17 protein-coding genes are annotated in these 20,596 nt (G+C 67.0%); 12 read left to right on the top strand and 5 right to left on the bottom strand.

Annotated elements, in window-relative coordinates:
- Positions 1 to 145 precede the first annotated feature (145 nt).
- From ABLE91_RS07210 to ABLE91_RS07240, 7 genes are all read left to right on the top strand, one after another.
- Positions 146 to 415: a hypothetical protein gene (locus tag ABLE91_RS07210; RefSeq protein ID WP_348929911.1), complete on the top strand. Its 270-nt coding sequence runs from the start codon at positions 146 to 148 to the stop codon at positions 413 to 415.
- A 124-nt stretch (positions 416 to 539) separates the two neighbouring features.
- Complete coding sequence (locus ABLE91_RS07215; RefSeq protein WP_348929913.1) at positions 540 to 1,022, top strand: tellurite resistance TerB family protein; 483 nt, start codon at positions 540 to 542, stop codon at positions 1,020 to 1,022.
- The gene (locus ABLE91_RS07220) at positions 1,003 to 1,770 is read left to right on the top strand and encodes a glutamine amidotransferase (RefSeq protein ID WP_348929915.1); all 768 of its coding nucleotides are present in this window, start codon (positions 1,003 to 1,005) and stop codon (positions 1,768 to 1,770) included. The genes ABLE91_RS07215 and ABLE91_RS07220 overlap by 20 nt, the downstream gene beginning before the upstream one ends.
- A 72-nt stretch (positions 1,771 to 1,842) precedes the next feature.
- Positions 1,843 to 4,404 carry an ATP-binding protein gene (locus ABLE91_RS07225; protein ID WP_348929916.1) on the top strand — a complete coding sequence of 854 codons (2,562 nt, stop codon included), beginning with the start codon at positions 1,843 to 1,845 and terminating at the stop codon, positions 4,402 to 4,404.
- Positions 4,401 to 4,793: a response regulator gene (locus ABLE91_RS07230; RefSeq protein WP_348929918.1), complete on the top strand. Its 393-nt coding sequence runs from the start codon at positions 4,401 to 4,403 to the stop codon at positions 4,791 to 4,793. Before ABLE91_RS07225 ends, ABLE91_RS07230 begins: the two co-directional genes overlap by 4 nt.
- Before the next feature lie 247 nt (positions 4,794 to 5,040).
- A complete protein-coding gene (locus tag ABLE91_RS07235; RefSeq protein ID WP_348929920.1) occupies positions 5,041 to 5,970 on the top strand; it encodes a sugar phosphate isomerase/epimerase family protein in 930 nt (309 codons plus the stop codon).
- 118 nt (positions 5,971 to 6,088) lie between these two features.
- Positions 6,089 to 7,741, top strand: a complete 1,653-nt coding sequence (locus ABLE91_RS07240) for an FMN-binding glutamate synthase family protein (protein WP_348929922.1) — start codon at positions 6,089 to 6,091, stop codon at positions 7,739 to 7,741.
- 31 nt (positions 7,742 to 7,772) lie between these two features.
- Here ABLE91_RS07240 and ABLE91_RS07245 read toward each other — a convergent pair whose 3' ends face one another.
- Positions 7,773 to 7,970, bottom strand: coding sequence for a hypothetical protein (locus tag ABLE91_RS07245; RefSeq protein WP_348929924.1), 198 nt, complete (start codon positions 7,968 to 7,970; stop codon positions 7,773 to 7,775).
- Between the two features lie 101 nt (positions 7,971 to 8,071).
- On the opposite strand from ABLE91_RS07245, the gene ABLE91_RS07250 reads away from it, so the two are divergent.
- Both ABLE91_RS07250 and ABLE91_RS07255 read left to right on the top strand, forming a co-directional pair.
- Positions 8,072 to 8,500 carry an Hsp20 family protein gene (locus ABLE91_RS07250; protein ID WP_348929926.1) on the top strand — a complete coding sequence of 143 codons (429 nt, stop codon included), beginning with the start codon at positions 8,072 to 8,074 and terminating at the stop codon, positions 8,498 to 8,500.
- 49 nt (positions 8,501 to 8,549) lie between these two features.
- A complete protein-coding gene (locus tag ABLE91_RS07255; protein WP_348929927.1) occupies positions 8,550 to 8,819 on the top strand; it encodes a BQ00720 family protein in 270 nt (89 codons plus the stop codon).
- Positions 8,820 to 8,910: 91 nt separating this feature from the next.
- On the opposite strand, the gene ABLE91_RS07260 is transcribed toward ABLE91_RS07255, so the two are convergent.
- Both ABLE91_RS07260 and ABLE91_RS07265 read right to left on the bottom strand, forming a co-directional pair.
- Entirely contained in the window at positions 8,911 to 10,104 is a 1,194-nt protein-coding gene (locus ABLE91_RS07260; protein WP_348929928.1) for a patatin-like phospholipase family protein, read from the bottom strand.
- A 164-nt stretch (positions 10,105 to 10,268) separates the two neighbouring features.
- On the bottom strand, positions 10,269 to 11,207 hold the full coding sequence (locus tag ABLE91_RS07265; protein WP_348929929.1) for a LysR family transcriptional regulator: 939 nt from the start codon (positions 11,205 to 11,207) through the stop codon (positions 10,269 to 10,271).
- Positions 11,208 to 11,361: 154 nt separating this feature from the next.
- On the opposite strand from ABLE91_RS07265, the gene ABLE91_RS07270 reads away from it, so the two are divergent.
- From ABLE91_RS07270 to ABLE91_RS07280, 3 genes are all read left to right on the top strand, one after another.
- Positions 11,362 to 12,201 carry an alpha/beta hydrolase fold domain-containing protein gene (locus ABLE91_RS07270; RefSeq protein WP_348929930.1) on the top strand — a complete coding sequence of 280 codons (840 nt, stop codon included), beginning with the start codon at positions 11,362 to 11,364 and terminating at the stop codon, positions 12,199 to 12,201.
- A gap of 17 nt (positions 12,202 to 12,218) precedes the next feature.
- Entirely contained in the window at positions 12,219 to 13,493 is a 1,275-nt protein-coding gene (locus tag ABLE91_RS07275) for an efflux RND transporter periplasmic adaptor subunit (RefSeq protein ID WP_348929932.1), read from the top strand.
- Positions 13,494 to 13,612: 119 nt separating this feature from the next.
- Positions 13,613 to 16,807 carry an efflux RND transporter permease subunit gene (locus ABLE91_RS07280; protein WP_348929933.1) on the top strand — a complete coding sequence of 1,065 codons (3,195 nt, stop codon included), beginning with the start codon at positions 13,613 to 13,615 and terminating at the stop codon, positions 16,805 to 16,807.
- Between the two features lie 45 nt (positions 16,808 to 16,852).
- On the opposite strand, the gene ABLE91_RS07285 is transcribed toward ABLE91_RS07280, so the two are convergent.
- Both ABLE91_RS07285 and ABLE91_RS07290 read right to left on the bottom strand, forming a co-directional pair.
- Positions 16,853 to 17,827, bottom strand: coding sequence for a hypothetical protein (locus tag ABLE91_RS07285; protein ID WP_348929934.1), 975 nt, complete (start codon positions 17,825 to 17,827; stop codon positions 16,853 to 16,855).
- Between the two features lie 73 nt (positions 17,828 to 17,900).
- Positions 17,901 to 20,462, bottom strand: a complete 2,562-nt coding sequence (locus ABLE91_RS07290; protein WP_348929936.1) for a glycosyltransferase — start codon at positions 20,460 to 20,462, stop codon at positions 17,901 to 17,903.
- Between the last annotated feature and the right edge of the window lie 134 nt (positions 20,463 to 20,596).

Here is a 20,596-nt window from a genome sequence, read left to right on the forward strand (position 1 = left end):
TTATTGCGGCGCACCATGCGCCTGCTGCGTCAGGCCGCACGCCTTCGTGTAGGAACCGCCCGTGGCGCTCCATGTTCCGGCTCTTATGTGATGGTGTATGGACTTGGCGCGGGGCCCAGGCTCCGCCCGCGATGGAGGTGAGACGATGATCATGGTGAAAGCCGGCGTCGCGGCGGCGCTGGCCGTGCTGTTTGCGGCTGGCGCCGCCGAGGCGCAGACCACGCGATATGTCCCGGTTCCCCAGTTCCAGCCCTCCCAGGGCGTGCCGGGCCAGAACATGTCGCCGCCCGCACCGCGCCAGAACCTCGCCTCCCCGCCCATGCGCACGCCGCGTCCGGGCGAGGGCGATTCGACCACGCGGATCCAGAACGACTGGAACAGCCGCATGCCCGCGCCACGGCCCCCGGGGCAGTGAACCGCAGCACGAAAGTCACACATGCCGAAGAAGTTAACGGCGTGGCGGGGCTGATCCCGACTGCGCCTTGTGGCGCGCTTCGTTTATGTGGCACCACAGCATGGACCACGCGATAGGGGGTCCAATGTTCCGCGTGCTCTCTGACTTCATCGCCGAAATCACCGGCGGACACCGCGACGCAAGCGCGTTCGAGGAGAATGACTATCGCCTGGCTGCCGCCGTGCTGCTGGTGCACGTCATGTCCATCGATGGCGCCGTCACGGAGTCGGAACGCGCGGTGGTCAAGCAGATCCTCGCCGACCGCTTCGAGCTGAGCGCGACCGACACGGATGCGCTGGTGGAACTTGCCATCACCCGCGACGCCGAGGCCGTGGACCTCTACGCCTTCACCAGCATCCTCAACCGCGCCGTGGACGACGAAGGACGCCGGCGCGTGGTGGAGATGATGTTCGAGGTCGCCTATGCCGACGGCGGACTGACGGAATTCGAGGACAATCTGGTGTGGCGCGCGGCCGAGCTCCTGAACGTGGGCTCGCGCGACCGGGTGCGCATTCGCCGCGAGGTGCGTGAGGAGGCGGAAGGGGACAGTGGATCGCGAGACAGCTGAGGAACCGCCGGCCGAGTTCTCTACCGAAGGCGAGACGCCGGAGGCAGGCCGCATCCTTGTCATCATGCACCAGGCCCATTCCGTTCCGGGCCGCATCGGCCATCGCCTGGAAGAGCGCGGCTTCCGTCTCGACCCGCGCCGGCCCGCCATCGGCGATCCCCTGCCCGACGACCTCTCATCCTACAGGGGCGTCGTGGTGTTCGGCGGCCCCCAGAGCGCGAACGACACGCACCCTTACATCCGGCAGGAGATCGACTTCGTCGGCCGGGTGATGAAAGAGGACGCGCCTCTGCTGGGCATCTGCCTCGGCGCGCAGCTCATGGCGGCCCAACTGGGCGCGCGGGTCGACCGCCACGTCGACGGCCTCTGCGAGAGGGGCTATTACCCGCTCCGCCCGACGCCCCTGGGCGAACGCCTGCTGCCCTGGCCGAGCCATGTCTATCACTGGCACGCCGAGGGCTTCGACCTGCCGCGGGGCGCGGAGCTGCTCGCGGAGGGGGACGTCTTTCCCAACCAGGCTTTCCGCTATGGCCGCAACGCCTATGCGCTCCAGTTCCATCCGGAAGTCACCCAGGACATGATGTGCCGGTGGACCGTGCGTGGCGCCGAGCGCCTCGCCCATCCCGGCGCGCAGCCGGCGGAGGCGCATCTGGAGGGCTGGTCGCGCTACGATCCCGCCGTCTGCCTGTGGCTCGATATGTTTCTCGACGCCTGGGTCGGCCTCACGCACGCCGACGGCACGGGCTGAACATGCAGGTCCGCATCGCTTTCGCTGCGCTGCAGCTTGGCGCCTGGGCGCGACCATAGCACAATGCGAAAAATGCCGGCGGACGCGGGCAGCGAGGGCGGGCTTATGTCGGAAAGCGGAGCGCTGGCCCTGCGTGAGCGTCGTGGACGCAGGCGCGGTATCCGCCGGATCATGGCCATCGGCGTGCTCGGCGCCGGCATCTCCGCGGCTATCGTGCTCGCGGTGGGCTTTGCCAGCTTCCGGGAATTCGCCTCCTCGAACCGGCTGCGGGAGGAGTTGCTCTATTCGGCGCTCATCCGCGACCATCTCCAGCGCATCTTCGAGGACTTGCTGAGCGCGGAAAGCGGCACGCTGGGCTATGTGGTGACGGGGCGCGACGAGTTCCTGGAACCCCTGGAACACACGCGCGACACCATCGGCCAGGATATCCAGGCGCTGAGGAAGCTCGCTTGGGACCGGCCGGAGCACCAGGTGGCGCTCGCCGAGTTCGCCCGCTTCGCGGAACAGGAAATGCGCCTGCTGCGCGACATGGCGGAAACCCGCAACGCCGCAGGCGCCCTCGCGGCTGCCAATGTGATGGAGGCGCGGCGCGGCAAGGCCCTGATGGACCGCATCCGCACGGTGGTGAACAGCATCTCGGCCGCGGAGGTGGCGGCCACCGAGCAGCAGACCTACCAGGTGCGCCTCGCCAGCCAGCGCACCAAGCAGACCCTCCTGCTGCTCCTGTCCGCCGCCATCGCCGTGGTCGTGGGCTCCACCCTGGTCATGATCGCCCACCTCATGGGCCGCAAGCGCGCCGAGATCGTGCTGGCGGACACCCTCGCCCGGCACCGCGCGATCCTCGCGAGCGCCATGGACGCCATCGTCACCGTCAACGAGCAGGGCCTGATCGAGACCGCCAATCCCGCCACCACCCGCCTGTTCGGCTGGTCGCCCGAGGAGCTGGTGGGCGCGCCCATCGCGCTTCTGTTCTCGCTGGATGGCGAGGGCGGCGAGAAGGGCTTCCTTCGGCAGCTCGAAGCCTATGCGGCCGAGGGCGGCCACGCCCAGGAACTCGCCGGGCGGCGCAAGGACGGCTCGACCCTGCCTGTCGACGTGGCCGTGGGCCAGATGCGCGCCAGCGACGGCAACCGGCTGGTGGCGATCCTCCACGACATCACCGAGCGCAAGCGCGCCGAAGTGATCAAGAACGAGTTCGTCTCCACCGTCAGCCACGAGCTGCGCACGCCGCTCACCTCCATCGCCGGCTCGCTCGGCCTGCTCGACGGCGGGGCTGCGGGCCCGCTGCCGGGCCCTGCCAAGAGGCTGGTGGCCATCGCCCACCAGAACAGCCGCCGGCTGGTGCGGCTCATCAACGACATCCTCGACATCGAGAAGATGCAGTCCGCCTCCATCACGTTCGCGCGCGAGCCGGTGTCCATGGAGGAAGTGGCGCGCCAGGCCATCGAGCAGAACGCCGCCTTCGCCGACCAGCACGGCGCGCGCCTCACGCTTCAGGCCCAGAAGGCGGACACGACGGTCGTGGGGGACCACGACCGGCTGATCCAGGTGCTCACCAACCTCATCTCCAATGCGGTGAAGTTCTCGCCCCCCGACGGCATCGTCTCGCTCACCGTGGTGCGGCGCCAGGAGATGGTGCGCGTCTCGGTGGAGGACCACGGCACGGGCATCCCGCCCGCTTTCCGCGGCAACGTCTTCACGCGCTTTGCCCAGGCCGACAACACCGATACCCGCCAGCGCGGCGGCACCGGGCTCGGCCTCTCCATCGTCAAGGAGATCGTCGACCGCCATGCCGGGCGCATCTCGTTCGAGACCGAGGAGGGGGTGGGAACCACCTTCCATGTGGACCTGCCCGCCCGCCTCGCCGGGACGCCGGCGGAGAGCAAGCCGGAGGACGCACCGGTGCTGCTGGTAGAAAGCGACCCCGAGCGGGCCCTCACGACCCTGAAGGATCTGGTCGCCCTGGGTGTCGTCGCGGAGCGCGCGGAGACCGCCGCCGAATGCGAGGGGCGCGCGGCCATCCGCGCCTGCCGCGCGATCCTAATCGCCCCCGTTCTGCGGGATCGCGACGGCCTCTCGCTGATCCGCTCCCTGCGCCGCGCAGAGCGCATCTACCCGACCCCGCTCGCACTGGTGACGGCGACCGAAGAGGGGCGCAGCGCTGCACTGCCCATCGCCGACTGGCTGGACATGCCGCCGGACCGGCTACGCCTGGAGCAATTGCTCACCCGGGCGCCGGTCATCAGCGACGAGCCGACGCTGATCCATCTGTCCATTGCAGGCGAGACGCGGCGCGCCTTCGCACAGGCCGTGCGCGGCATCGCCGAGGTGATCACCGCCACCAGCCTTGAGGATGTGCGCGCCGTTCTGACCATGCGCACCTGCGCCTTCCTCGTGGTGGACGTGGGGGACCCGGGCCTGCCCCGGGAAGAACTGATCCGCATCTTCCAGCAGCCCCCCGGCGCCCTGCCGCCCCTTGTTGGCTGTTCCCCCGCTGATCGGGACGCGGCTGTGGCCCAGTTCCTGGAGCAGGCGATCCGCGATAGCGGGATCGGCCTTTCGGGCCTCGCCGACCTTGCCGCTGCGCCGGAACAGGGCGCCCTGCCAGAACCTGTAACCGGAGCTTCCGGATGAGCCTGCGCGTGCTCTATGTGGACGACGAAGCGGACATCCGCGAGATCGTCTCCCTCTCCCTCTCCCTCGATCCAGATTTCGAGGTGGAGACGGCGGCCTCCGGCACCGCCGCCGTGGAACGGGCGCGCCAGGGCGGGCTCGACCTGATCCTTCTCGACGTCATGATGCCTGTCATGGACGGGCGCACCACCTTCTCGGCGCTGCGCGCGCTCGGGCTCGAGCCACCCGTGCCCATCGCCTTTGTCACAGCCCGCACCCAGGCGCACGAAATCTCCCTGTTCAAGGGGCTCGGAGCGGTGGGCGTGATCGCAAAACCCTTCGATCCCATGACATTGGCGAGCGACGTGAAAGCCCTCTGCCAGGGGGCCGCCCCCTCGCCTTCCGTATAGTAAGCCTCGCCGAAGCGATAGCCGCATCGCGGTATTACCTTAGGTGCACCGCAAAAAAAGCGTGTCATCGCCCCCTTCAGGCCCTATGGTTCCGTCCGAAGCCGGCGCGACATCCTGCGCACAAAAATTAGGCTTCCGGGCCTAAATCTCTGTCTTTCAAAGACTTGGATCGACACACAAGTTTCAGGTGGAACGCCCACACTCGCCTGGAACGATCCTGATTTCGAGATCGAAGGGGGAGGTCACCATGGACCAGACCGCACTTGCCAAATCCGTACGCGGCATTGGCTATTCCTTGCGCACCAGCGATCCGGATTTCAACGACCTCGCCGCGAAGCTGGACGAGGCCGAAGCGCTCAACGTGGACTTCGTCGAGCTGCCCATCTTCGCCTGGACACTGATCGCCAACGGGCGCGTGCTCCAGGACCGGCTCGACCGCCTTGTGCGCCTCACCCGCGGCCGGCCCTTCGGCTATACGGTGCACGGGCCCCTGGCCATCAACCTCATGGAGATGCCCTCGCGCCTGCCCGCCCATGTCGCTTTGCTCGATGCTTCGATCAAGGTCGCGGGCGCGCTGGAAGCAGCCCATCTCGTCATCCATACGGGCTGCGTGCGGGATTCCGACGAGACGTTCGCCGTCGCCTATTCCCGCCAGCGCGACGCGCTCCAGCAGGCCGGCGATGCGGCCGGACGGGCCGGCATCACCCTGTGCGTCGAGAATGTCTTCCGCTTCAACGCCATGCGCGAGACGGCGACGCCATCGCGGCTTGCCGGCGAGATCGACGCCATCGCCCATCCCTGCGTGCGGGCGACCCTCGATGTCAGCCACGCTTATCTGCGCTGCGCCGACGCGAAGATCGATCCCCTGGCGGAGATCGCGGCGCTTGCCCCCTATGCCCGCCACGTCCATGTGCATGACTCCTTCGGCCGCCCGCTGGAGAGCTGGACCCTGGATCAGGCCGAGCAGCTCGGCCTCGGCGAAGGCGACCTTCACCTGCCGCTCGGCTGGGGCAGCATCCCCTGGGACGAGCTGGCCGGCACCTTGAACGTGGAGCCCGGCGCCATCCTGAACCTGGAGCTTCACCCCCGCTATTGGACCGAGCTGCCGGACCAGGTGGCCCGGCTGCGTGCCCTCTCCGGGCAGGTGGTGGCGAAGGAATTGTCGCGGGTGGCGTGAGAGTGGGGGCGATGAAGCCTGTCGCCGGCACCTCGTGAGCCGGCGCCGCTTCCCTCCAGATTGAAGCCGCTCTAGGTTGCTCCCATCGTCCCTCTAAAGGGGCGCGAGGGGGGAGCCTATGCCGTACGCCGTCGAACCCAGCACCCAGATGCTCATACGCCGCTACAGCGTGTTCGCGGTGGTGGTGGCTCTCTGCCTTCTCTCGCTGGTCCTCTCCTTCATGGGCAGCCGGGCATGGCTATTCGTCTTCTGCGTCCTTTTCCCGCTCGCCTGGGTGGGCGTGTTCGACATTGCCCAGAAGCAGCATTCCCTGCTGCGCAACTATCCCATCATCGCCTCGGTGCGCTGGGTGTTCGAGGCGCTGCGGCCCTATCTGCGCCAGTACATCGTCGAAGGCGACCTGGAAGGCAGCCCCTATACCCGGCAGGCCCGCAGCCTTGTCTATGCGCGCGCCAAGGGCCAGGAGGACCGCCAGCCCTTCGGCACCGAGCTCGACACTAATGCGGGCGAGTATGAATGGATGACCCATTCGCTGGCCCCCATGCCGGTGGCGGAGGAGCCGTTCCGCGTGCGGGTCGGCGGCGACCAGTGCACGAAGCCCTACGACGCGGCCGTGCTCAACATCTCCGCCATGAGCTTCGGCTCGCTGGGCCGCAACGCCATCGAGGCGCTGAACCTCGGCGCCAAGCAGGGCGGCTTCTATCACGACACGGGAGAGGGCGGGCTCTCGCCCTACCACCGCATCCATGGCGGCGACATCGTCTGGGAGCTGGGCTCGGGCTATTTCGGCTGCCGCAACCGTGACGGCTCCTTCTCTCCCGAGCGCTTCGCCGAGAAGGCCACCGATCCCCAGGTGAAGATGGTGGAGATCAAGCTCAGTCAGGGCGCCAAGCCCGGCCATGGCGGTGTGCTGCCCGCCGCCAAGGTGACCAAGGAAATTGCGGAAATCCGTGGCATCGAGCTGGGCGAGGACTGCATCTCGCCCTCCCGCCATCCTGCTTTCGCGACGCCGGCGCAGATGATGGAATTCGTGGCACGGCTGCGTGAACTGTCCGGCGGCAAGCCGGTGGGCATCAAGCTGTGCGTCGGCCATCCCAGCGAGACCTTCGCCATCGCGAAGGCGATGCTCCTGACCGGCATCCGTCCCGATTTCGTGGTGGTGGACGGGGCCGAGGGCGGAACGGGCGCCGCGCCCGAGGAACTGGCGGACCATATGGGCATGCCGCTGCGCGAGGGCCTCGTGCTGATGCGCAACGCGCTGGTGGGCGCAGGCCTGCGGGACAAGATGAACCTCGCCGCCAGCGGCAAGGTGACGTCCGGTTTCAGCATGGCGGCGAACATGGCCATCGGCGCCGACTGGTGCAACGCGGCCCGCGCCTTCATGTTCTCGCTCGGCTGCGTCATGTCCATGCGCTGCCACACCGGCCAGTGCCCCACCGGCGTCACCACCAATGATCCGCACCTCCAGCGCGGCCTCGTGGTGGAGGAGAAGGCGGAGCGCGTGGCCAGCTATCAGCGCCATACGGTGTCCGCCTTGGCGGACCTCGTGGCGGCCGCGGGCCTTGCCCATCCGAGCGATCTTGAGCCCCACCACATCTGGCACCGGCTGACCCCGGTGGAAGCGAAGCCGCTGGACCGGCTCTATCCCTTCCTCGCGGCGGGCGTGTTCCTCGATGCGCCCGACAGCACGCCCTATGCCGCCGAATGGGCGGCGGCCGACCCCGACAGCTTCGCGCCCCGCAGCGCGGTGGGGCCGCGCCGGGCGGCGTGAGACCTTTCGGAACGGTGGAGAGGGCGAAGCCTTAATGCGGCTTCCGCTCCTCCATGGCCGGCATGAGCGGGGCTTCCTCGTCGCGCTCGCGCGCGCCAGGATGCTCCTCGATCATGGGGCCCGGCGTCCGCGCCGCATCCAGCGCACCGCGGCGGCGCACCGGCTGGGGCCCCTCCTGGCCATCCAGCTCAAACGGGAGCGTTGCCACCTTGCAGTGGAGGGTACCCACACCCATATCCCACGGTGCACGGGGCGCCGGAATGGGCCCCGGCGGAGAGGCCGGAAAGGCTCCTCCAGACCCACAAAGTCGCTTGATGAGGACTTTGGCTCATGTCGCGTATCTCTTCGCTGTCGAACCCCTTTCTCCTGGGCTTCGACGAGGTCGAGCGGGCACTCGACCGGGTGACCAAGGCTGCCGAAGGTTATCCGCCCTACAATGTGGAGCGGATCGAGCCGGAGGGGGACGAGCCCCTGCGCTTGCGCATCACCCTGGCGGTGGCCGGCTTCACCGAGCAGCAGCTCGACATCACCGTGGAAGAGAGGGAGCTGACCATCCGCGGCCGCCAGGCCGAGGAGAATGGCGAGCGCACCTTCCTGCACAGGGGGATCGCCGCCCGACAGTTCCAGCGCACGTTCGTCCTTGCCGAAGGCATGAACGTGCTCGGCGCGGAACTTCGCAATGGGCTTCTGTCCATCGATCTCGCGCGGCCCGAGCCCACGCGGCAGGCCCGACGCATCGACATCGTATCCCGCCCCTAGACGGGATCCTTTTGGCGAAGCGCCGAGTTAGGACAGAGAGGACTTGACCATGATTGAGAAGATCCAAGCCGAAACCCACACCCCCTCCATCACGCCTGAGGCCCTTGCCGGGCTCGGCGGCGGACAGATCGCCTATGTGCGCACCATCCGCTCCGAGGACGTGCGGCGGCTATTCCCGCAGGCGCCTGAGATTGCGCCAGGGCTGACGCTGTTCACCCTTCATGCGGCGGACGGGACGCCCATCATGCTCACCGACAGCCGCGAGGCCGCCCTCGCCAATGCCAGCGAGCACGAGCTCGTGACCGTGAGCGTGCATTGACTGCGTCCCGCTCCTCTTGAAAAGGAGCGGGAGATCCGAGGCCGAGCGAGCCGCCTGTCAGAGGGTGCTCGCCGAGCCCCGGCTTCGTTTCCTAAGGTTTCGTCGCGGGCAGTTGGAGTGTTTCGGGGAGCATACGCTCGGCGCCAATGGATTTCGGCGTCAGCCGCTGCCAGAGCGCATCGTCACCTCCCGGCCCCGCAAGAACCTGCCGTGATCGCTGCAGGCCATCCTCGAACAAGCCGATCATGACGGGCGCGGCGAAGTCGACCGCATGCTCGGGAAGGGCGACTTCGCTTGGAATGGCCGCCACGCGGACGGTCAGGCCGCGCATGGCCGTCTCCAGCAGCAGAACCTGCAGCGTGCTTCGCCAGTGCACGTGCTGGAGCAGCTTGAGGGCACGCGCGGTGACCTTGTCCGGCCGCGGGCTGATATCGGCCACCTCGATCGGGTCCCGCAGCTTTCCGTTCAGGAGGAAGTCCAGCTCCATATCCCTCTGGCCGGAGCGCATGGCCCTAACGATGCCGGACACGAAGAACGGGTGCATCACGCCGCCATCCACATGCCAGGTCGACACGCTGCGCGCGCCGATGGAGCGCGGCGCAAACAGGACCGGCACCGTCATGGAGGCCAGCAGGGCGGACCGCACACGGGCGACGCGGTCTTCAAGGTCGCTGGCGGCGATCAGCCCGATATCCCAGACGATGGCTTCGCCCGTTGTCAGGTCGGTGGAGGAGACGAAGAGGCGGCGCCCGGCGCGCTGCTGCTGCGCGATCTTCTCCACCAGAGCGTCATCGATCATGGCACCAGCCACGGCCTGCAGATTGTTGGCCACCGTGGTGCCGCGCCCCAGCACGACGCGCCAGGCCTCGATGAAGGGCAGGACGGAATCGGCCTCTTCCACTGCCGCAGCGAACGCCCCGAGGCGCCGCTTCATCGCCTCGGGCTCCAAAGCGTGCGCGAAGGCGAAAGTGGCGAGCAGGCCGCCGGCGGACACCCCGGTGACGATGTCGAAATCGAGCCAGCCCGGCTGCTCTCCTGACGCCGTCAGCATGCCGGCCCCATAGGCGGCATATTCGCCGCCCATGGAGATCATCAGCACCCGAAGCGGACGATCGCCCGGAACCTCCAGCTTGCTCGCCGCGATAAGCTCCGCCGGAGGATCCTCGCTCCATTCCACCGCGGTCTTCAGCACGTGGCTTCCGAATGGGCGCTCGATCGGGTGGCTCGGCGCCTTGGCGGGCTCCGGCAGCATCACGAAGGTGGCCGTCCCTAACAGGACCGTCACGAAACCAATTGCTGCAAATACGAATAATAGAATGCGCGCCATGGTTCCCGCCAACGCCTGCGTCCGTCGCGGGAGATGTAGCTCTCTATCCTGACACCATCATTGCAACGTCCAGTTTCAGCTTAGGGGAGGATATCCCCGGCTCCGGGGCCTGCTGGGAAACGTCAGCCGCCGCGCGCCGCCAGCCGGGAGCGCCGCTGGATGAGGTCATTGTCCGCGAACAGGTCCGCCACCCAATCGACGAACACGCGCAGGCGGTTGGACAGATGCCGGTTGGGCGGGAACACCACGAAGACCGGGAAGGGATCGGTGGTCCAGGAGGTCAGGACCGGCACCAGATCGCCCGCGCCGATATGCTCCTGCACCATGAAGGTCGGTGCCTGAAGCACGCCAAGGCCGGAGAGCCCCGCCTGCACATAGGCATTGCCCTCGTTCACCGCGATCATGTAGCGCCCGGCGGACTCCAGGGTTTCGCCGTCGCGGATGAATTCCAGAGGCAGAAATCTGCCCGTGCGGGCGTTGAAATAGCGCACCGTCGGGAAATCCTCCTCCAGGTCGCGCGGATGCACCGGCTCGCCATAGCGCTTGAGATAGGCCGGCGAGGCGCAGGTGATCATGTGGATATCGCCGATGCGCCGCGCCACGAGGGAGGGATCGACCAGATCCCCGCCGCGCACCACGCAATCCACGCTTTCTCCCACGAGGTCCACCGAGCGGTCGGTCACGCCGAGGTCGAGCTGGATGTCGGGGTAGCGGGCGAAGAAGTCGGGAAGCGCAGGGATGAGGATCAGCGAGGCGAGCGAGGTGCTGATGTCGACACGCAGGCGCCCGCGCGGGCTCGCCTGCGAGAGCGTCATGGAGCCGTCCAGCTCTTCGAGGTCGTTGAGCAGCGCCAACGCCCGCTCGTAGTAAGCGGCGCCGTCCGGCGTCACCGTCACCCGGCGCGTGGTGCGGTTGAGCAGCTTGGTGCGCAGATGCGCCTCCAGCGCCTGCACCTGCTTGGTGAGCGTAGGCTTGGGGATTTCCAGCAGGTCGGCCGCGCGGGTGAAGGTGCCGGCCTCCACCACCCGAACGAACGCCCGCATCGCAGCAAGCTGGTCCATTTCCGGCCCCTTTCCCGCCCGTTCTGACCGCCCATTATTTCCATACAGAAACAATGAAGTCACGTTTCGATTATTTATTCGCGACCAAGCCAGGACTAGGTTCACCGCACTGCACAAGGCCGCGTGTCTGACGGCCAAGGCAAGCAGGTGCGAAATGACCACGGTTTGGACCGAAGAGCGGGTGCAAGGGGCGCAGGCCGGCGGAATGCCGGTGCGGGTCTATGGCGCGAAGAGCGCCTCCCGCGCGGCGCCCATCGTGCTTCAGCTTCATGGCGGCGCCTTCACCGGCGGCTCGCTGGAAAGCGGGGCCGAGGTTGCCGGCATGTTGGTCGAAGCCGGCGCGGTGGTGGTCTCCGCCGACTATCCGTTCGGCGAGGGCTATCCCTTCCCCTATCCCCTCAAGGCTGTCTACGAGGCGCTGCTGTGGAGCTTCGAAGCCCGCGCGCGTCTCGCCGCCAAATCTTCCAAGATCTATGTGGCCGGCGCGGAAGCGGGTGGCAACCTTGCCGCCGCCCTCGCCATGATGGCGCGTGACCAACAGGCCCCGCCGCTCGCCGGCCAGATCCTCATCTCCCCCATGCTGGACCCCTGCCTCGCCACCCGCTCGCTGCGGATGGCGGATGCGGGCCCTGCCGGCTGCAAATGGGCGGAAGGCTGGCACGCCTATCTCGGCTCCGCCGACAAGGCGAGCCACCCTTATGCTTCGCCCTCGACGGCGACCCGCCTCGCGGGTCTCGCCCCGGCACTCATCATCACCTCCGATGACGATCCGCTGCGTGACGAGGCTTTGTCCTACGCCCGCCGCCTGCGCGCGGCCGGTGTCGCCGCACACGAGCACGTGGTGCCCGCCCCCACCGGCTGGCCCTGTTCCATCGACTATTGCGAGAGCCAGGAGCGCGACTGCATCGCCGCCCTCAGCCCCGTGATCCAGACCTTTTTCGACCAAACCCGAACCGGGCCCGCCAAGCGCCCGGCGACGCAAGCACACATCTGATCGCAAGGACGACCGCCATGACCGCCGAGACTTCTTCTTCCAATTCCGACCGCACCCCTTCCAAGCGCCGCCGGCTGCTGGTGCCGGCCATCGCCGCCCTCATCGTGGGGGCGGGGCTGGCGACCCCGTTCGTGCTGCCTCTCATGGAGGCACGCGCGGCCGATCCCGCGGCCCAGGCTGCCGCTCCTGCCGCCGTGCCGGTCTCGGTCGCCACGGTGGAGCAGCGCGACGCGCCCATCTTCGATGAATTCTCCGGCCGCCTTGAAGCGGTCGAGCGGGTGGAGGTGCGCGCGCGCGTCTCCGGGGCCATCCAGAAGGTGCATTTCCGCGAGGGCGACCTCGTCAAGGAAGGCGAACTCCTCATCACCGTCGACCCCGCGCCCTTCCAGGCCGAGGTGGACCGCAACGAGGCCCAGGTGGCCGCCGCCGAAGCGCGCGTCGCGCTCTCCAAGGCGGACCTGGAACGCGGCCAGCGGCTGTTCGACAGCCGCACCGTCTCCCAGCGTGATCTCGACGAGCGGGTGAATGCCAGCAAGGAAGCCATCGCGAACCTGAAGGCCGCGCAGGCGTCCCTCCAGACCGCCCAGCTGAACCTCTCTTATACCGAGGTTCGCGCCCCGGTCTCCGGCCGCGTCGGCAAGCGCGAGATCACGGTGGGCAACCTCATCACCGCCGGCCCCGGCTCGGTGCCGCTCACCACCCTGGTCTCGGTGGACCCGGTGTATGCCGCGTTCAATGCCGACGAGCAGGTGGTCACGCGGGCGCTGCGCAGCCTTGCCATCAGCCCCGGCAAGACGTTCCCCGTGGAGAAGATCCCGGTGCAGATGACCACCGCCATCGACGAGGACATGTCGGAGGGCAAGACCTATCAGGGCCACCTCCAGCTCATCGACAACCAGGTGGACCCGCGCACCGGCACGGTCCGCGTGCGCGCCGTGTTCGACAATGTGGACGGGCGCCTCATCCCCGGCCAGTTCGTGCGCCTGCGCATGGGCCGGCCCGGCGCCGGCACCGCCCTCCTTGTGACCGAGCGGGCGGTGGGCACCGACCAGGACAAGAAGTTCGTCATGGTGGTGGGCGACGACAACAAGGCGGCCTATCGCGAGGTGACCTTGGGCGCCTCGGTGAACGGCCTGCGCATCGTCACCTCCGGCCTGAAGGCGGGCGAGCGGATCGTCGTGAACGGCCTGCACCGCATCAAGCCGGGCGTAACCGTCGCCCCCCAGACTGTGGCCATGGACCTGACCACCCGCACCGCCGCCGCCGACAAGGGCGACGTCGCCCAGCGCTGACATTCCGGCCGCCTCCCCTCGGGAGGCGGCCTTCCTTCATTGCGCCTCGTGAACCGGCGGCCCGTGCCGCGCGGACGATCGGCGTTTGATTTCACCACGCCCCGCGAGGGGAGGATGCCATGAACATCTCCAAGTTCTTCATCGACCGCCCCATCTTCGCGGGCGTCCTATCGACCCTGATCTTCCTTGCCGGCCTCATCGCGCTGCGCGTCATGCCCATCTCGGAATATCCCGAAGTGGTGCCGCCCCAGGTGGTGGTGCGCGCGCAGTATCCCGGCGCCAACCCCAAGGTGATCGCCGAGACCGTGGCGACGCCCATCGAGGAGCAGATCAACGGCGTCGAGGGCATGCTCTACATGTCCAGCCAGGCCACCACCGACGGCCTGATGACGCTGACCGTCACCTTCCGCCTCGGCATGGACCCGGACAAGGCCCAGCAGCTGGTGCAGAACCGCGTCTCCCAGGCCGAGCCCCGCCTGCCTGAGGCCACCCGCCAGCTCGGCATCACCACCATCAAGTCCTCGCCGGACCTGATGCTGGTGGTGCATCTGCTCTCGCCCAATGACCGCTACGACATGACCTATCTGCGCAATTATGCGGTCCTCAACGTGAAGGACCGGCTGGCGCGCATCAACGGCGTGGGCGACGTGCAGCTGTTCGGCTCGGGCGACTATTCCATGCGGGTCTGGCTCGACCCGCAAAAGGTGGCCGAGCACGGCCTCTCCGCCGCGGACGTGGTGAACGAGATCCGCGCCCAGAACGTCCAGGCCGCCGCTGGCGTGGTGGGCGCCTCGCCCTCCATGCCCGGCATCGACCTCCAGCTCTCCGTCAACGCGCAGGGCCGCCTCCAGAACGAGGAGGAGTTCGCCGACATCGTGGTGAAGACCGGCGCCAATGGCGAAGTGGTGCGCCTGAAGGACGTGGCGCGCATCGAGCTCGGCGCTGCCGACTATGCCCTGCGCTCGCTGCTCAACAACAAGTCGGCGGTCGCGGTGCCCGTGTTCCAGGCGCCCGGCTCCAACGCCATCCGCATCGCCGACGAGGTCCGCAAGGTGATGAGCGAGATCAAGGAGAACATGCCCGAGGGCGTGGACTACGAGATCGTCTACGACACCACCCAGTTCGTGCGCGCCTCCATCGATGCGGTGATCCATACCCTGCTGGAAGCCGTCCTGCTGGTGGTGCTAGTGGTCATCCTGTTCCTCCAGACCTGGCGCGCCTCCATCATCCCGCTGCTCGCCGTGCCCGTCTCCATCGTCGGCACTTTCGCGGTGATGTACGTGCTCGGCTTCTCCATCAACGCGCTGACCCTGTTCGGCCTCGTGCTCGCCATCGGCATCGTGGTGGATGATGCCATCGTCGTGGTGGAGAATGTGGAGCGCAATATCGAGGAGGGGCTTTCCGCCCGCGCGGCCACTTACAAGGCCATGCAGGAGGTGTCCGGCCCCATCATCGCCATCGCCCTCGTTCTGGTGGCGGTGTTCGTGCCGCTGGCCTTCATCTCCGGCCTCACCGGCCAGTTCTATAAGCAGTTCGCCCTCACCATCGCCATCTCGACGGTGATCTCGGCCATCAACTCGCTGACCCTCTCGCCAGCGCTCGCCGCCCTCCTCCTGAAGGGCCACGACGCGCCGAAGGACCGGCTCACCCGCATCATGGACTTTTCGCTCGGCTGGCTGTTCCGCGGCTTCAACGCCGCCTTCGGGCGGGGCGCGGCGGCCTATGGGGCGGGCGTGAAGTTCGCCGTCGGCCGCAAGGCCATCATGGTGATCCTCTATGTGGGCCTTCTGGCCGTCACCGGCGTGCTGTTCCGCACCGTGCCTCCCGGCTTCGTGCCAGCGCAAGACAAGCAGTATCTGGTGGGCTTTGCCCAGCTGCCCGATGGCGCCACCCTCGACCGCACCGAGGAGGTGATCCGCCGCATGAGCGACATCGCCATGAAGCAGGAGGGCATCGAGAGTGCCATCGCCTTCCCCGGCCTCTCCATCAACGGCTTCACCAATTCCTCCAACTCCGGCATCGTCTTCGTGACATTGAAGCCGTTCGAGGAGCGCACCCGGCCGGACCTCGCCGGCGGCGCCATCGCCATGCAGCTCAACCAGAAGTTCGGCGTGATCGAGGAGGCCATGGTGGCCATGTTCCCGCCGCCCCCGGTCCAGGGCCTCGGCACCATCGGCGGCTTCAAGCTGCAGATCGAGGACCGCGCCGGCTTCGGCTACGAGGCGCTGAACGAGGCCACCCGCGCCTTCCTCGCCAAGGCGGGGCAGGCACCGGAACTGGCCGGCCTGTTCTCGTCCTATCAGGTGAACGTACCCCAGCTCTATGCCGACATCGACCGCACCAAGGCGCGCCAGTTAGGCGTCGCGGTGACCGACGTGTTCGACACCATGCAGATCTATCTCGGCTCGGTCTATGTGAACGACTTCAACAAGTTCGGCCGCACCTACACGGTGCGCGTCCAGGCCGACGCCCCGTTCCGCGCCCGCGCCGAGGACGTGGGCTCCTTGAAGGTGCGCTCCAAGACCGGCGAGATGGTGCCGCTGTCCGCCCTGCTGAAGGTGAAGTCCGTCGCCGGGCCGGAACGCGCCATGCGCTATAACGGCTTCCTCACGGCGGATGTGAATGGCGGGGCGGCGCCCGGCTATTCCTCCGGCGAGGCGCAGAAGGCGGTGGAGCGCATCGCGGCCGAGACCCTGCCCAAGGGCATCGGCTTCGAATGGACCGAACTGACCTACCAGGACATCCTGGCCGGCAATTCGGCGGTGTGGGTGTTCCCGCTCGCCATCTTCCTGGTCTTCCTGGTGCTGGCTGCCCAGTATGAGAGCCTGGTGCTGCCGCTCTCCATCATCATGATCGTGCCCATGGGCCTGCTCGCCGCCATGACCGGCGTGTGGCTCTCGAATGGAGACAACAACGTCTTCACCCAGATCGGCCTCGTGGTGCTGGTGGGCCTCTCGGCCAAGAACGCCATCCTCATTGTGGAGTTCGCCCGCGAATTGGAATTCACCGGGCGCACCCCTTACGAGGCGGCGCTGGAGGCGAGCCGGCTGCGGCTGCGGCCGATCCTGATGACTTCGCTCGCCTTCATCATGGGCGTGGTGCCCCTGGTGACCTCCATCGGCGCCGGCGCGGAGATGCGCCACGCCATGGGTGTCGCGGTGTTCGCCGGCATGATCGGCGTAACCTTCTTCGGCATCTTCCTGACGCCGGTCTTCTACGTGCTGCTGCGCCGACTCTCGGGCAACAAGCCGCTGACGCAGCACGGCGAACACACCGCGCCGACGACGCACCCGGCTCCCGCTGACGCGCATTGAGGTGACATTGCCCGGGCGGACCGGCGGCCTGCCCGGGCTTAAGTTCTACGAGAGGGGAACGACCCGTCTGCGGACGTGCGGCGCCTCAGGCGCGGCGTCCGATGCCAAAACGGCGGCGATGGCCTGCCGCACCGGATCGTTCGTGTTCTTCACGAAATCCATGAAGGGCTGGAACGCCGCCACCGGGTCTGCGCCGCCGGCCCTGCCTTGCGCCTGCCGGCAGAATGCCTCCGCCCCGTCGATCAGATGCGCGACCTGCTGCCGGTTCGGCGCAGGGGGAGAGAAGAGCACGGCAGCCATGCCGGCTCCGCGATCCTCATAGCCGACCAGCTCTCCGCCCGCGGGGTTGATCAGCATTTCCACCAGCGCGCGGTTGGCCGCCATCTCCGGCCCGGTACTCTGCCCCAGCATGGCCCGCACCGGCACCACTTCATGCTTGGGCGACGCGCCTACTGGCGAAAAGAGGTTATAGAAGCACAAATCCACATCGAACATGCCCTCAAGCGCCGTTGAGAGGGCGCTGGGGATCTTGCTGTCGAAGCCCATATCGACCACCGCCAGCCGCGTGCCCGGCGCGACGCGCAGTTGCTGCAACTGCAGAAACAGCCCCCGACGGGCGCGCGCGGCGCTTTTCAGGATTTCCCAGCGATAGGCCAGGAGGAAGCGCCGGAGCGGTTGCGCCTGCGCAGCGGTCAGGATGATCTTCTCGCCGAAACCAAGATCCTCAAGCACATGGCCGGCGGGCGGCGGGACGTCGAGGCGCTGAAGGAAATCATGCAGCCGCAGGCCGACGAAGCCGGACGTCAATGCCTCCATCTGCTCGTCGAAGTTCCGATAGTTCGTCGCCGCCAGCAGGAGGATACTGCGGGAGACCTGGAGGGTACCGACGCGCGGAAAACCGGAAAGGTTGAGCGCAGTGGCCGCGCGGGTGGGAAGGCTCTCTCCGGCCGATACGAACAGGACGAGGTCGATCTTATCCGCCTGCGCCTGTGTGCCCACCCACCTGAGAAAAGCCGCCACCGCCGGCCCCGATTGGTCATGGCCGACAGTTCTGAACGCCGCGGAAGGTTCTGATATCTGCAAGGCGTTCATCTCAGGACGGGACAGTAAAGTTGACATCGTTGGGATGCAGGTTGGGGTTGAAGAAGGGATCCCTCATGAAGAACTGGGGGTGCGCCATATCGAGGCGGTGCTTGTCCGCTCGCAAACGCTCCATCTTCGCCTTGTCGATATGGTCTATGCCGCGGCTGAAGGATTCGTAGTGCAGCAATTCCGCCGCCGGGCACACCACGTTGAAGTACCCGGCTTCCAGCAGCCGGAAGCAAAGGTCCACGTCGTTGTAGGCGACAGGGAAGGTCTCATCGAAGCCGCCGATCTGCTCGAACTTCCGCCGCTCGACCATGAGGCATGCGCCGGTGACCGCGATCCAGTTGCAGTCCATGAGGTTGCGGCTGAAATAGCAGGGCTCTTGCCCGTCCGCCCCAAGGAAGGCATGGCTGGGGCCGGAAGCGATGCAGACCACGCCCGCATGCTGCACACGCCGGCTGTCCGGATAGAGCAGCTTTGCACCGACTGCGCCCACATGGCCGAGCTGAGCGAAGCCGGCCATGCGCTCCAGCCACTCCGGCGAGATCACCTCTGTGTCGTCGTTCAGGAACAGCAGGATGTCGCCGCGCGACGCCCGCGCGCCCACATTGCAGAGTTCGGAGAAATTGAACGGCATATCGTGCCGAACCACCCGCGCGTGATCCTTGGCCGCAAGCGTCTCCAAATAGGCAAGGGTCTCAGGCTTACTGGACCCATTGTCGACGACGACGATCTCGAAATTCCGGTACCCGGTCAGTTGCTCCACCGAGGCGATGCATGTGCCGAGCACGGTCTCATTGTTCTTGGACGGAATGATCAGCGAGACGAGGGGCTCCCCCCGAACGAAATAGCGCACGCGAGAATAGGCGGCCACCCCCGCCACGCTCTCCACCGTGCCGTCGACGCCGCGGCGCTTAAGTGCCTCCAGCCGCAATGCTTCCGCCGCGACGAGCGCCTGCGGCTTGGCATCGAACTCCGCAGCGGCGGAGCCTGGAATGATCCGCCAGTGGTAGAGGATCTTTGGGATGTGGGCGATCTTCTTCGCTTGCTCGGTAACGCGCAGGATGAAGTCCCAGTCCTGCGACCCGTCATACTTCGACTGGAGCGGACCGACCTCCTCGGCGAGGGATCGCCGCACGCATGAGACGTGGCATGTGTACATCATGCTCATCAGCGTGTCAGGCGACCAGTCCGGCTTGAAGAACGGATCGGCGAAACCCCCGTCCGCAGTGATCTTGTCCTCGTCGCTGTAGATAAAGTCCGGATCATCCCGCTCGATGCACGACGCCAGCTCGAAGAGGCAGTCCTCCGTCAGCTCGTCATCGTGGTCGAGGAAGACGAGAAAATCGCCTGTGGCGCGCGCGATGCCCGCATTGGTCGCGCCCGATATGCCGCGATTTTCGTCAAGAAAGATGGAGACGATCTTCGGATTCCGGAGCGCCTTCACCGCCTCCCGGACCTCAGAGCGCGGGCTGCAATCGTCCACCAGGATCAATTCCCAATGGGGATACCATTGCCCCTCCACCGAGGCGGTGAGGCGATCGAGGAGGTCGGCCGGCGTGTTGTAGAGGGGAACAATGATGGAGAAGCGTGGCTTTGCCCCCATGGCTGCCACTTGCTCGTCCAGGTCGGCGGGCGGGCATGGCGGCACATAGGTGTAGCCCACCCCCGGGCTGCGAAGCTCGTACCTTCCGGCACGGGGCGCCGAGCGGCCTTTTATACCGACGTCTGGCTGGAAGGCGATACCCACTTGTCCGTGCGCCTTGCGGATGACGGCGCGCTGATAGCGCGCGCGCCACCGGCGCAGCCGGTCGGCACGCCATTGCCAGAGCAAACGGCTCAGGACGCCCTTCAACGGTCCGTGCGACTGGCCTGAACGGCGGCGCAGATGATCTCCAAGCGGGGAAACCCAGGCCGGCAGGTCCGGATGACGGTCCCGGTATTCGATCGGGTCGAAGGAGGGATTCGGCTGACGCCCCTCCGCCTCTCCCATCATGATGTAGTGCAGGAGCGGATTGTCCCCGTTTCGCCGCACGTCGTCGTTCTGGTCGAGATAATAGGCGGAATCGAACAGGGCATTGGGCCGGCGGCCCTCATATCCGCCACGCAGCAGATAATCCACCACCGGCTCGACCTTGCCGCCGACCGAACCAGCATACTCCTTCCGGTAGAAGCGGCGGTCGAACAGGCCGGCATGCGCAAGCAGGCGGCATCGCGCCGCCAGCTCGTCCTTGCTCACGCTGCGCATGACTTTTCCCAGAAGCCCGCGCAAGCCGCGCCGCGCCGACAACAGGCGCAACTCGCCCAGGCGTCCCAGCTGCCTGCGCCGCGCGCGCTCCATGGCCGCTTCGGCTGATACGGCATCGAGGCGACGGAACAGGGAATCAAGTTCCAGCTTGCTTCGCTGCGCCGACCCATCGGGCATCGCCTTGCGGCGAAGCTCGACGGCCTCGGCTTTCAACGCCTCTAGCTCCTGCTCCAGCGCATCAATCCGCCGTTGCAGGTCGGCGTCCTCGCTGCGCTGCACGTCGACATCTTCCCCCGAGCTCTGCATCTGTTTGCGGACCATCGGACTTTCGCTGCTCAATCCCGCGTCGACGCTTGCCATTCCGTGCGCTTACACGCCCTGGTGGAATTTTCGCTGAACGCCGCCCTTATGTGTCGCATAGCACAAAAGAATGCCCGCCGAAGCGGGCATTCTTC

This window comes from Aquabacter albus, from assembly GCF_040049275.1.
Taxonomy (GTDB): Bacteria; Pseudomonadota; Alphaproteobacteria; order Rhizobiales; family Xanthobacteraceae; genus Aquabacter.

Excerpts from the sequence above, each read along its gene's own strand:
- ABLE91_RS07210 (WP_348929911.1), top strand. The coding sequence starts at position 146 with ATGATCATGGTGAAAGCCGGCGTCGCGGCGGCGCTGGCCGTGCTGTTT.
- ABLE91_RS07215 (WP_348929913.1), top strand. The coding sequence starts at position 540 with ATGTTCCGCGTGCTCTCTGACTTCATCGCCGAAATCACCGGCGGACAC.
- ABLE91_RS07225 (WP_348929916.1), top strand. The coding sequence starts at position 1,843 with ATGCCGGCGGACGCGGGCAGCGAGGGCGGGCTTATGTCGGAAAGCGGA.
- ABLE91_RS07230 (WP_348929918.1), top strand. The coding sequence starts at position 4,401 with ATGAGCCTGCGCGTGCTCTATGTGGACGACGAAGCGGACATCCGCGAG.
- ABLE91_RS07235 (WP_348929920.1), top strand. The coding sequence starts at position 5,041 with ATGGACCAGACCGCACTTGCCAAATCCGTACGCGGCATTGGCTATTCC.
- ABLE91_RS07240 (WP_348929922.1), top strand. The coding sequence starts at position 6,089 with ATGCCGTACGCCGTCGAACCCAGCACCCAGATGCTCATACGCCGCTAC.
- ABLE91_RS07250 (WP_348929926.1), top strand. The coding sequence starts at position 8,072 with ATGTCGCGTATCTCTTCGCTGTCGAACCCCTTTCTCCTGGGCTTCGAC.
- ABLE91_RS07255 (WP_348929927.1), top strand. The coding sequence starts at position 8,550 with ATGATTGAGAAGATCCAAGCCGAAACCCACACCCCCTCCATCACGCCT.
- ABLE91_RS07265 (WP_348929929.1), bottom strand. The coding sequence starts at position 11,207 with ATGGACCAGCTTGCTGCGATGCGGGCGTTCGTTCGGGTGGTGGAGGCC.
- ABLE91_RS07270 (WP_348929930.1), top strand. The coding sequence starts at position 11,362 with ATGACCACGGTTTGGACCGAAGAGCGGGTGCAAGGGGCGCAGGCCGGC.
- ABLE91_RS07275 (WP_348929932.1), top strand. The coding sequence starts at position 12,219 with ATGACCGCCGAGACTTCTTCTTCCAATTCCGACCGCACCCCTTCCAAG.
- ABLE91_RS07280 (WP_348929933.1), top strand. The coding sequence starts at position 13,613 with ATGAACATCTCCAAGTTCTTCATCGACCGCCCCATCTTCGCGGGCGTC.
- ABLE91_RS07290 (WP_348929936.1), bottom strand. The coding sequence starts at position 20,462 with ATGGTCCGCAAACAGATGCAGAGCTCGGGGGAAGATGTCGACGTGCAG.